This window comes from Streptomyces thermospinosisporus (assembly GCF_039526425.1).
GTDB lineage: Bacteria > Actinomycetota > Actinomycetes > Streptomycetales > Streptomycetaceae > Streptomyces > Streptomyces thermocarboxydovorans.
The window spans coordinates 53,872-60,786 of the sequence record NZ_BAAAIZ010000118.1 but is presented as its reverse complement, the minus strand read 5'-3'; the positions used below and the strand labels follow the sequence as shown (position 1 = coordinate 60,786).

4 protein-coding genes and 1 pseudogene are annotated in these 6,915 nt (G+C 71.4%); 2 read left to right on the top strand and 3 right to left on the bottom strand.

The genetic code is table 11. The features are described 5' to 3' along the window. Positions 1 to 184: 184 nt before the first annotated feature. From ABD207_RS29695 to ABD207_RS29685, 3 genes and pseudogenes are all read right to left on the bottom strand, one after another. Positions 185 to 799 (bottom strand): annotated as a pseudogene (locus ABD207_RS29695) (galactose oxidase early set domain-containing protein); the annotation flags it as partial. Positions 800 to 826: 27 nt separating this feature from the next. Further along, positions 827 to 2,203, bottom strand: coding sequence for an MFS transporter (locus ABD207_RS29690; RefSeq protein ID WP_425580867.1), 1,377 nt, complete (start codon positions 2,201 to 2,203; stop codon positions 827 to 829). A gap of 168 nt (positions 2,204 to 2,371) precedes the next feature. Continuing rightward, a complete protein-coding gene (locus ABD207_RS29685) occupies positions 2,372 to 4,357 on the bottom strand; it encodes an N-6 DNA methylase (protein WP_344016346.1) in 1,986 nt (661 codons plus the stop codon). A 142-nt stretch (positions 4,358 to 4,499) separates the two neighbouring features. Between ABD207_RS29685 and ABD207_RS29680 the strand changes: the two genes are divergently transcribed. Both ABD207_RS29680 and ABD207_RS29675 read left to right on the top strand, forming a co-directional pair. Next, the gene (locus tag ABD207_RS29680) at positions 4,500 to 5,441 is read left to right on the top strand and encodes a serine/threonine-protein kinase (RefSeq protein ID WP_344016344.1); all 942 of its coding nucleotides are present in this window, start codon (positions 4,500 to 4,502) and stop codon (positions 5,439 to 5,441) included. A gap of 179 nt (positions 5,442 to 5,620) precedes the next feature. Continuing rightward, a complete protein-coding gene (locus ABD207_RS29675) occupies positions 5,621 to 6,883 on the top strand; it encodes a serine/threonine-protein kinase (RefSeq protein WP_344016343.1) in 1,263 nt (420 codons plus the stop codon). Positions 6,884 to 6,915: the final 32 nt, after the last annotated feature.

Genomic DNA, 6,915 nt, shown 5'->3' with positions numbered 1-6,915 from the left:
CCCGACACCTACGCACACCAGCCCACCCGACGTGCAGTTTTCACGATGCACACCGCCCAGTGGGGCTGTTCACACACTCATCCTGATGCAGTGACCCGCACCGCGCACGCTGATCGCCCCGCCCGAACAAGGCAGGGGAGGCCCCGGCAACCGAGACCTCCCCTCTCGTACATGGAGACGTGCCTCACGGCACCCTGCCCCACTGCGCCTTGCTCGGTCTCCCCTTGTCGTCCACCACGAACAGCATGTACCAGCCGGAGTGGACCAGATTGCGGTTCCTCGGGACGGTGACGGTCACGCCGTCCTTCGTCTTCTTCAGGTCCAGCGCGATGGACCGCTGGTCGACGTCGGTCACGTGCGTGGTGGCGCTGGGACGGATCAGCCGGGCCGTCCTGATGGACGCCGCGTCCTTCGTGGCGAAGGTGGCCGCGCCCCCGCGCTCGACGGTCTTCGGGCCGCCGCCCAGCGCCGGCCGCTCGCCCTGGTAGAGGTACGGCGGCGTGTAGATCGAGATGCGCTTCTCGGAGGTGCCCGGCTTGGTGTTGGCCTTGTCGCCGAAGAGCGGGTCCCCGCCGAAGAACATCACGCGGCCGTCGGGCAGCAGCACCGAACCGGAGTGGTAGTTGCGGCCCACCAGCGGGTCGGCGACGCGCTGGAACGTGTTGGTGTCCGGGTGATAGATCCGCGCCTGGAGGATGTCGGAGTCGCTGCGCCCGCGGTAGTCCTCGGAGCCGCCGGAGATCAGCACGGTGTCGTCGGGCAGGATCGAGGACTCCGGGTAGCGGGTGCCCTTCTGTACCCAGCCATGACGTCTCGACCCCGGCACCTACGCCCGTTCGGCCTTCGACGGCACGCACAGCCATGCGAGGCCCGCGGCGGTGAGATAGGCGAGGGCGAAGGCGGCCATGGCGGTGCGCAGCCCGGTGTCGTAGACGGTGGCGGAGGCGAGCAGGCTGCCACCGACCGCAACGCCCATGGCACTGCCGACCTGCCGGGTGGTGTTGAAGAAGGCGGAGGCGGTTCCGGAGCGGCTGCCGGGCGCGGCGCCCATCACCGTGGCGGTCGAGCCGGTGAGCGCGAAGGACGTACCGAAGCCCGCCGCCATCATCGGAGCGACCAGCAGTGGGTACGCCAGCGTGGATCCGCCTGCCGCCCAGACGGCCAGTCCCAGGAAGGCGAGCAGCATGCCGGAGACCACCAGCGGCCGGTCCCCGGTGCGCCGGCTGAGCCGCCCGGACAGGACCGAGGCGAACATCGTCATCGCCGCCGCGGGGAACAGTGCCAGCCCGGTGCTCAAGGCGCTGTACCCGCGCTGATGCTGGAAGTCCAGGCTGGCGGTGAACACCATGCCGTAGAAGGCGAAGTTGAACAGCAGACCGATGACGGCTCCGCCGCTCATCGCACGCGAGCGCAGCAGGCTCAGCGGAAGGACGGGGGACCGGGCCAGCCGCTCGCGCACCGCGAACGCGGCGATCGCCACCGCGGCGAGGCCCAGGCCGGCCAGGACCGCCTCATCGGCCCAGCCGCGGCGTCCGGCCTCGTTGAGCGCCGAGATCAGCAGCGCCACCGCCGCCACGACCGCGCACTGCGCCGGCCAGTCCGGGCGCCGGCCGGGCAGCCGGGGCGAGCGCTCCACGTAGCGCATCGTCAGCATCAGACAGGCGGCACCGACGGGCAGGTTGATGAGGAACACCCAGCGCCAGCCCACCGTGGAGACGAGAACGCCGCCCAGCAGGGGTCCGGCGGAGGCCGCGATGCCCGCCATCGAACCCCACACCCCGAAGGCCCGGGAGCGTTCGTCCCGCTCCGGATAGGTCTGCTGGAGGAGGGCCAGGGAACCCGGCACGATCAGCGCCGCGCCGAGCCCCTCCACCAGCCGGGCCACCACCAGGACGGGGGCGTCCGGCGCGAGCGCGCACGCGGCCGACGACACCGTGAACACCGCCACGCCCGCGCAGAAGACCCGCCGGTTGCCCCACCGGTCGCCCAGCACGCCTCCGGTGAGCAGGAAGCCGGCGAACACCAGGGTGTACCCGTCGGTGATCCACTGGATGCCGGTGAGCGAGGCCGACAGCTCTCTGCCGATCACCGGCACGGCGACATTGATGATCGTCACATCCAGGATCACCATGAAGTACCCGGCGCACACCGCGAGCAGCGGTGCCAAGGACCGTCGCTCGGCTGCCACGACCGCTCCCGTCATCTTCGGTGAGGAATACGCCGGTATGCACGATAAGTGACCATGGAGTCGGCGCACCGCGTCGGCGTTGCCGCTGTTCGGGGGTCGCGGCCGGTGACAGCCCGGATCGCACAGGCGGCGAACGCGTCTGGTGAGCGCTGCGGTCTCGATCGGCGGCTGAACACCGCCACGTCAGGCGGTCAGGCCTCCGGCTGCCACATGGTCGTTCACGTCGCCCGCCAGTGCCTTGCCCAGACCGTCGGCCGTGGTGAGCAGCGCCTCGAATGCGCTGAGGCGGCGGAACGTCTCGGCATACGCCATCTGCTTCTCCAGGGGAAGCTGGAGGACTTGGAGACGCCGGATGTCGACCCGGGACGAGCTGGAGGCATGGGTGCCCGCCTGGCGCCCGTTGGCCGGCGCGCGCAGGCAACCGGCGAGGAAGTGGGCGTCCAGCTTCTCCGGGTCCACCCGCAGGACGTAGAGCTGCGGGCCGACGGCCATCGGCGGCCCCTGGTGCACCCAGGCCCGGAAGGCCCGGATCACTCCGGCGACCACGACGTCACCCTCTTCGGCGACGGCCTGCGCCGAGTCGGTGGGCAGGACCTGGCCCGGCGTGCCGTCGTGAAGGAGGTTGGCGACGGTGAGGAACGGCACGGTGGCGCCACGGACCGGCGCCGTCGGTTCCGGGGGCTGTTGCCCGGCGCGCAGCGTCAGCGCGCCCGCCTTGACCAGGTCTCCAAGGGTCGTCATGGCCTGCTGCGTGCCGGTCTCGACGTCCAGAGCGGACAGATACCGCGCCTGATCCGCGAGATCGGTCAGCAGCGAGGTGAACTCGCCCCATCGCGCCGCGAGTTGCTTCGGGCAGGACTCCGACAGGGGGGCGATATGCCGCCCCGGGGTGACATCGACCTCGTCGTCCAGGAGGTCGAGCAGGGGAACGCGGGCGGCTCCCTCCGGGGGCTCCTTGCCGGGATCGTCCAGGGTCGCCAGTGCGGCGAGGACGAACGAACCGAGAGCGTCCCAGTCCGGGCTCGGCTCGCGTGTCCCCGGCCGCGCGAAGCGTGTGGCGTCCACCAGCAGCGCGTCCTGGCTCGGGGGAGCGGCCGCCGGGCCGTCCGCCGCCGCCCTGAGGATCCACAACTGCAGGGACACGCTGTGCGGCTGCGCGCTGCCCGGGGGCAGGGACACGACGGCCCGCAGCGCCCCGGTACGCAGCAGGGAACCCCGGATGCGGCGGCCCGCCTTGCGCGACGCGACGGCCGGGGGAAGAAGGACCACGGCGGCACCGCCGGGCCTGAGGTGGGCGAGGAGGTGCTGCACCCAGGCCAGCTCGGGCTCGGTCCGGGGAGGGAGCCCATGGGCCCAGCGCTGGTCGGTGGCGAGTTCCTCGTATCCCCAGTCCCGCTCGTTGAACGGCGGGTTGCACACCGCGATGTCCGCTTGCGTGCCGCCGAAGGGGTCGTCGCGCAGCGAGTCGGCCATGGCGATCCGCGTACGGATGTCACGGTCCGCCGTGAGGAAGCCGAGCCGGGCGGAGGCCAGCGCGGCGAGTGCCTCGTCCCGCTCGCACGCGAGCAGTTCGAGTTTCGTGCCGTCGTACTCCTGCGCGGCCGCGGCAGCCAGGTGTCCCGTGCCGCAGGCCGGATCGAGGACTGTCAGTCCGCCGTCCCCGGAACCGAGCCGGACTGCGAGGGCGATCCGGACCATCAGTGCGGCGAGGGGCGGGGGCGTGGTGCTGAGCTGCCGGACATGGGTCTCCAGCCACCGTTGCAGCAAGAACTCGAAGGTCTCGCGCGGACCCTCCTCCCGTCCCAGCCTCGCCGCCTCGGACACCAGTTCACGAGCCTGCGCGGACAGTTCCGGATGGGTGATCCGGGCCCCGGGGGAGCGCATACGGCGGGCCGCCTCGGCCACGGCCAGCCCCGACTCGTTACGGCTGCCGAGTGCCTCGAAACGCGGCCAGATGAGCTCCTTGCGGCCGATGTCGTCGAGCTTGCCGTTGTCCCGAAGCCACTGTTCGACCTCGGCGAGCGAGAACTGCGGGCTGACGTCGGTGCCCCCGATACGGGTGGGGAAGGAATCATGGCGGCGCCGCCAGTTGCTCACTGCGGCTCGCCCGACGCCGGCGATCCGGGCGATCTCGGCCAGGCTGACGGGTACGACGTCCGGGCTAGTCATCGATCAGTCTCCGAGGTACTTGGCCGGCTGGGCAGGTCGGCGTCCCAGCTGCCGTAGTAATGAGAGGCTACTACGCTTATTGACTTTGTTCACAGAGCCCTCGTTCCGCCGTGATGTGCAGAGAATGTGGAGGTCAAGGAAGATGCCGACTCCAGCGCCGGGAATGGTGCTCTGCGACCGTTATCGGCTGGAGTCGATCCTGGGCCGAGGTGTGATGGGGCAGGTGTGGCGGGGTGTCGATCTGCCCCTCGACCGGCCCGTCGCGGTGAAGACCGTCGCCACCGAGCTGCTGGCCGTGCCGGGCGGCCGCGACGCGGCCCTGGCGCGGTTCCACCGTGAGACGAGGGCTGCCGCACGGCTGAACCATGCCAACGTCGCCACCGTTTTCGACGCGTCGCTCACGGACGACACCTATTGCCTGGTGATGGAACTGATCGAGGGCACCACCCTCGAGTACCTCTTCGACCAGTACGACGACGGGCGGTTCGACGTCCCCTCCGCGGCCTCCGTCGGCGCACAGATCTGCGCGGGACTGTCCGCGGTCCACGAGGCCGGTTTCGTCCACCGTGACCTGAAGACGCAGAACATCATGATCCGGCGCGACGGGACCGTGAAGATCCTGGACTTCGGGCTCGTGAAGCTGCTCAGTGACGCGGACCCGCGTCTCACGGCGACCGGCGAGGGCGTCGGCAACCTCTTCTGTGCCTCGCCCGAGCTCCTGGAGGGCCGGGGCCGGCTGGACGGCCGCAGCGACCTGTACGCCGTGGGCTGTCTGCTGCACCACATGCTCACCGGGGCGCCTCCCTTCCCGACCCATCAGCCGGCGCTCCTCGCGTCACACCATCTCGCCACACCCCCGCCTCTCGTCGCCGACGCGGGGGTCGATGTCCCCGACGACCTCCAGGACCTGATCACGGCGCTGCTCGCCAAGCGGCCGGACGACCGCCCCTCCTCCGCGGCAGAGGTGTACGCCGCCCTGGGGCCCCACCTGCCGCACGCGCGCCCCGAGCTGGCGGTCAGGCGTACTGTGCCCGAGGATCCCTGTCGCCCGTTCCTGGTCCCGCAGGGTCCGCTGCCCCTCTGAGGTCCTCACGCCCGATCCGGGCGGAGGTGGGAGGTGGTTGCCACACCCACCTTTATGGCCACATGGGGCACAGGCGTGCCGCGCCGGTGACAAAATGCTCTCGTCGGCCGGGCGGCGCGCGTTCCCGGCCGTCCTGAGGTGGCGGGCGCGGCAGGCGCTGGAAGTGGGGGCGGGGCGCGATGCGGCGAAGCCTTGGACGGTACGAGCTCACGCGCGAACTGGGCCGGGGCGGCATGGGCGTCGTCTGGGCGGCCCACGACCGCGACCACGATCGAGAGGTGGCCGTCAAGGTACTCGCACGCCGCGACCGCGGGTCCGAACTCACCACCCTGGAACGCCGTTTCCTGCGTGAAGTCCGCCTGACCAGCCGCCTGCGCCACCCCGGTATCCCCACGGTGCACGACCACGGCACCCACGAGGGCGAGCTGTACCTGGTCATGGACCTGGTTCCGGGGCGCGCACTGGACCTGGTCCTGGAGAACGGCGGCCCGCTCCCCGTCGAGCAGGCCGCGGACGTCGCCCGCCGCACGGCCGAGGTGCTGTCCTACGCCCACGGCCAGGGCGTGGTGCACCGTGACCTCAAACCGTCCAACCTGATGATCACGCCCGACGGTGAGATCAAGGTCCTCGACTTCGGAGTCGCCGCCGCGCTGGAGCCCCACCCCGGGGAAACCCGCTTCACCGCCTCCAACGCCACCCCCGGCACCGTCGTCTACATGGCGCCCGAACAGGCTGTCGGCCGGACCGTGCCCGCGAGCGACCTCTACTCGCTGGGGTGTGTCCTGTACGAGCTGCTCACCGGCGCACCGCCGTTCACCGACGGCAGCCCCTTCATGCTGTACCACCGGCACGCCAACGAGCCCGTCCCGCCGCTCACCGACCGCCGCCCCGATGTGCCGGACGGCCTGCGGGCGCTGGTCGAGCGGCTGCTGGAGAAGAAGCCCGAGGACCGGCCCGCCACCGCCGCGGACGTGGCCGCCCTGCTCGCCGCATGGGCGACCGGGCCGGCTCCCGTCGCCGAGGAGATGCCCGCCCATCCCCGGCTGTCCGAGATCGAGGCCCTGCGCCGAGCGGGCCGTCCGGCCCGCGCCCTGGAGGAGTACCAGGAGCTGTTGGCCAACGGCGGCCTCGACCGCGCGAGCGCCCTCACCGCCCGGGCCGGAGCCGCCCTGTGCATCGGCGCGCTCGGACGCACCCGTGAGGCCCTGGACGAACTGAGGTCGGTCCTCGCGGAGCAGCGCAGCCTGCTCGGGCCGGGACACCCCGCGGTGATCGATACCCGCTATGAGATAGCCGTGCTGCTGGTGCGCACCGGCGAGCGGCACGCCGCCGAGGAGCTGCTGCGCCGCCTCGCCGACGAAGAGGACCGCGTCCTGCCCGCCAGGGGCAGCGGGCCAGGGCGCAGCCGGGCACTTCTGGAGCGGCTGCGCCGTATGGCCTGAGGCGGTGCCCGAGCGAACTTTTGTAATCTCTG

What these genes read in the sequence shown, in the direction of transcription:
- ABD207_RS29690 (WP_425580867.1), bottom strand. Translation starts at nt 2,203, where the DNA reads ATGACGGGAGCGGTCGTGGCAGCCGAGCGACGGTCCTTGGCACCGCTG.
- ABD207_RS29685 (WP_344016346.1), bottom strand. Translation starts at nt 4,357, where the DNA reads ATGACTAGCCCGGACGTCGTACCCGTCAGCCTGGCCGAGATCGCCCGG.
- ABD207_RS29680 (WP_344016344.1), top strand. Translation starts at nt 4,500, where the DNA reads ATGCCGACTCCAGCGCCGGGAATGGTGCTCTGCGACCGTTATCGGCTG.
- ABD207_RS29675 (WP_344016343.1), top strand. Translation starts at nt 5,621, where the DNA reads ATGCGGCGAAGCCTTGGACGGTACGAGCTCACGCGCGAACTGGGCCGG.